Raw genomic sequence first — 3970 nt, 5'->3', positions numbered from 1 at the left:
GCTGCCCGCCTACGAGGCGCCGTCGGTCCGCTACGCGGACTTCATCGCGGCCGAGCTGGAGTCGCTGGCCTCCGAGCAGGACCGCGCCTTCTGGCAGGACGTCGTCGCCGGCCACGCCCCGGCCCAGCTCCCGGCCACCTGGGCCGACGACACCGGCCTGGCGGCCGAGCGGCACTGGGCCCACACCTCCTTCGCCGACCTGACGGAGGACCTGCGGGAGCTGGCTGCCCGGACGCGTACCTCGCTGAAGAGTGTGCTGCTGGCCGCGCACCTGAAGGTGCTGGGTTCGCTGACCTCGGAGGAGGCCTTCCACACCGGTGTGGTCTACCACGGGCGTCTGGAGGCGCCGGGTGCGGAGCGGGTGCTCGGTATGCACCTGAACACCCTGCCGTTCCCGGCGCAGCGCGCCTCGGGCACCTGGCGTGAGGTGGTGGAGCAGGTCTACGCCCGCGAGTCGGAGATCTGGGCCCACCGCCGCTACCCGCTGCCCGCCATCCAGCACGACAGCGGCACCGGCGAGCGCCTGGTCACCACCCTGTTCGACTTCCAGGACTTCCACCAGGTCGACACCGGCACCGTGGACACCGCGTCCAGCCTGGACACCGGCAGCAACGAGTTCGGCCTGACCGTGATCGCCACGCACGAGCGCGTCAACCTGGCCGCCTCCACCGAGGTGCTGAGCGGGTGGAACCTGGCGCGGCTGGCGGAGATGTACCGGTTGGTGCTGGAGGCGATGGTCGCGGACTTCGACGGGGACGCCTCGGTGGCGTGCCTGCCGGGGGCGGAGCGGGCCTCGCTGGTGGGTGAGTGGAATGCCACGGTGGAGGTGCCGGTCGACGGTTGCCTGCACGAGGTGTTCGCGGAGCAGGCGGTCCGTACTCCGGACGCGGTCGCGGTGGTCTTCGGCGCCGAGTCGTTGACGTATGCCGAGGTGGACGAGCGGGCCAACAGGCTGGCGCAGCGCCTGGTCGCGCTGGGTGCCGGTCCGGACGACCTCGTGGGTGTCTCGTTGGAGCGCGGTCTGGACCTGGTTCCGACTCTGCTGGGTGTGATGAAGTCGGGTGCGGCCTACCTGCCGCTGGACCCGGTGAACCCGGACGAGCGCCTGTCCTACATCCTTCAGGACGCGGGTGCCCGGATCCTGGTGACCGAGTCCTCGCTGGCAGGCCGGCTGACGGGCTCGTTCGAGGGCCGGGTCGTGGTGCTGGACGACGAGGCGGAGCAGGCGCTGATCGCCGGGCTTCCGGCCGTCGCGCCGGCCACCGCGGTCACCCCGGACAACCTGATCTACGTCATCTACACCTCCGGCTCCACCGGCAAGCCCAAGGGCGTCGCCCTCAGCCACGCCAACGTCCTGCGCCTGTTCGGCGCCACCCGTGAGCAGTTCGGCTTCGGTGCCGACGACGTCTTCACGCACTCGCACTCCTACGCCTTCGACTTCTCGGTGTGGGAGATCTACGGTGCGCTGCTGCACGGCGGCCGCGTCGTCGTCGTCCCTTCCTCGGTGATCCGTTCGCCGGAGGAGTTCGTGGACCTGCTGGTCGGGACCGGGGCCACCATCCTGTGCCAGACCCCGACCGCGTTCCGCTCGCTGGTGGCCATGGCCGCCGACGGCGACCCGCGCATCGACCGGCTCAACCTGCGCGCCATCGTGTTCGGCGGCGAGCGGCTCGACCTCCTGGAGGTGCTGCCCTGGACGCGCCGCGTCGGGACGGACCGCCCCGCGCTGATCAACATGTACGGCATCACCGAGACCACGGTGCACTCCACCTACCACCGGGTCGGCGACGCCGACCTGGCGCACCCGGCGGACAGCCCGATCGGCACGCCGCTCGCCGACATGACCATCCACCTGCTGGACGCGGCGGGGCAGCTCGTCCCGGTCGGCGTCCCCGGTGAGATCTTCGTCGGCGGGCCCGCCGTGGCCCGCGGCTACCTGGACCGGCCGGAGCTGACCGCCGAGCGGTTCACCCCGGACCCGTTCGGTCCGGCCGGCTCGCGGCTGTACCGCAGTGGCGACCTGGCCCGCCGGCTGGCCGACGGCACCCTGCAGTCGCTCGGCCGCATCGACGGCCAGGTGAAGATCCGCGGCTACCGCATCGAGCTCGGCGAGATCGAGGCGACCCTGCGCCGGCACCCGCTGGTGCGGGACGCCGCGGTCACCGTCCACACCACCGCCCTCGGCGAGAAGTCCCTGGTTGCCTACCTGATCCTGATGGAGCAGGGTGCTGACCTGAGCGACCTGCGGGCCCACCTGCGCACCTCGCTGCCGGACTACATGGTCCCGGCCGCCTATGTGCCGCTGGCGGAGATCCCGCTGACCCCCAACGGCAAGCTCGACCACCGCGCGCTGCCCGCGCCTGACCAGGCGTCCTTCGCCACGGTCGAGCACGTGGCGCCGCGCACCCCGGTGGAGGAGCGGCTCGCGGTGATCTGGTCGGACGTCCTGGGCGTCGCCCGGGTCGGTGTCGAGGACAGCTTCTTCGACCTCGGCGGCGACTCCATCCGTGCCGTCCGGCTGGTCGGCGCGCTGCGCACCGCCGGGTACGACGTCTCGATCCGCGACGTGTTCGAGTCGCGCACCATCGCCGCGATGGCGGCCGGCCTCACCGGCCAGGGCGGCGAGTCCCTCGTCAAGGCCGTGGAGCCGTTCGCGCTGATCGGCGACGGGGACCGGGCCGCGCTGCCCGAGGGCGTCGTGGACGCCTACCCGCTGTCGCAGGTGCAGACCGGCATCCTGGTCGAGATGCTCCGGGCCGACGGCCTGGGCACCTACCACAACCTCACCTCCTTCCGGATTCCCGACGAGCGCCCGTTCGACGAGCCCGCGATGCTCCGGGCCGTCGAGGCCGTCGTCGAGCGGCACGACATCCTGCGCACCTCGATGCACCTGAGCGGCTACTCCCAGCCGCTGCAGCTGGTGCACGCCACCGCGCAGCTGCCGGTGACCGTGCACGACTGGCGCGGCCTGGACGAGCAGCAGCGCGAGGAGCGCGGCCGTGCGTTCGCCGAGCGGGACCGGGCCGAGGGCTTCGACCTGGCCGTGGGGCCGCTGATGCGCGTCGCGGTGCACCTGGAGTCGGACGAGGCCTGGCGGCTGACCCTCAGCCACAACCACGCCGTCACCGAGGGCTGGAGCTACCACTCGCTGCTCATGGAGCTGCTGGCGTCCTACCAGCACCTGCGCGACGGCCGTGAGCTGCCCGCCTACGAGGCGCCGTCGGTCCGGTACGCGGACTTCATCGCGGCGGAGCTGGAGTCGCTGGCCTCCGAGGAGGACCGCGCCTTCTGGCAGGACGTCGTCGCCGGCCACGCCCCGGCCCGGCTCCCCGAGACCTGGGCCGACGACCAGGGCAGCGCCGAGGACGTCCACCGGGTGTACGTCCGGTACCAGGACCTGGAGGAGGACCTGCGCCGACTGGCGACCCGGGCCCGGACCTCGCTGAAGAGCGTGCTGCTGGCCGCGCACCTGAAGGTCCTGGGCTCGCTCGGTACGGAGGAGGCCTTCCACACCGGTGTGGTCTACCACGGCCGTCTGGAGGCACCGGGCGCCGAGCGGGTGCTGGGCATGCACCTGAACACCCTGCCGTTCCCGGCCACCCGTCCGTCCGGCACCTGGCGCCAGCTGGTGGAGCAGGTCTACGCCCAGGAAGCGGAGATCTGGGCCCACCGCCGCTACCCGCTGCCCGCCGTCCAGCGCGACAGCGGCACCGGCGAGCGCCTGATCACGATGCTCTTCGAGCACCAGGACTTCCACCAGGTCGACACCGACACCGTCGACGTCGACGCCAACCTGACGTCCGCGACCAACGAGTTCGCACTCAGCGTCGTGGCCTCGGGCGGGCGCATCAACATCGGGACCTCCACGGCCGTCGTCGGCCGTGCGGCCCTGGAGCGCTTCGGTGCGATGTACCGGTTGGTGCTGGAGGCGATGGCGGCCGGCCCGGAGGGGGACGCTTCGGTGGTCCTG

The 3970-nt window shown here is 72.2% G+C and carries 1 protein-coding gene; it reads left to right on the top strand.

The genetic code is table 11. The features are described 5' to 3' along the window. On the top strand, positions 1-3970 hold a 3970-nt coding region (locus ACFVUY_RS43175; protein ID WP_387737352.1), incomplete at both ends, for an amino acid adenylation domain-containing protein.

Source organism: Kitasatospora sp. NPDC058063 (assembly GCF_042885395.1).
Lineage (GTDB): Bacteria > Actinomycetota > Actinomycetes > Streptomycetales > Streptomycetaceae > Kitasatospora > Kitasatospora lactacystinica.
Note: the sequence above shows the minus strand (reverse complement) of the source record. Positions and strands in the feature narration are given on the sequence as shown.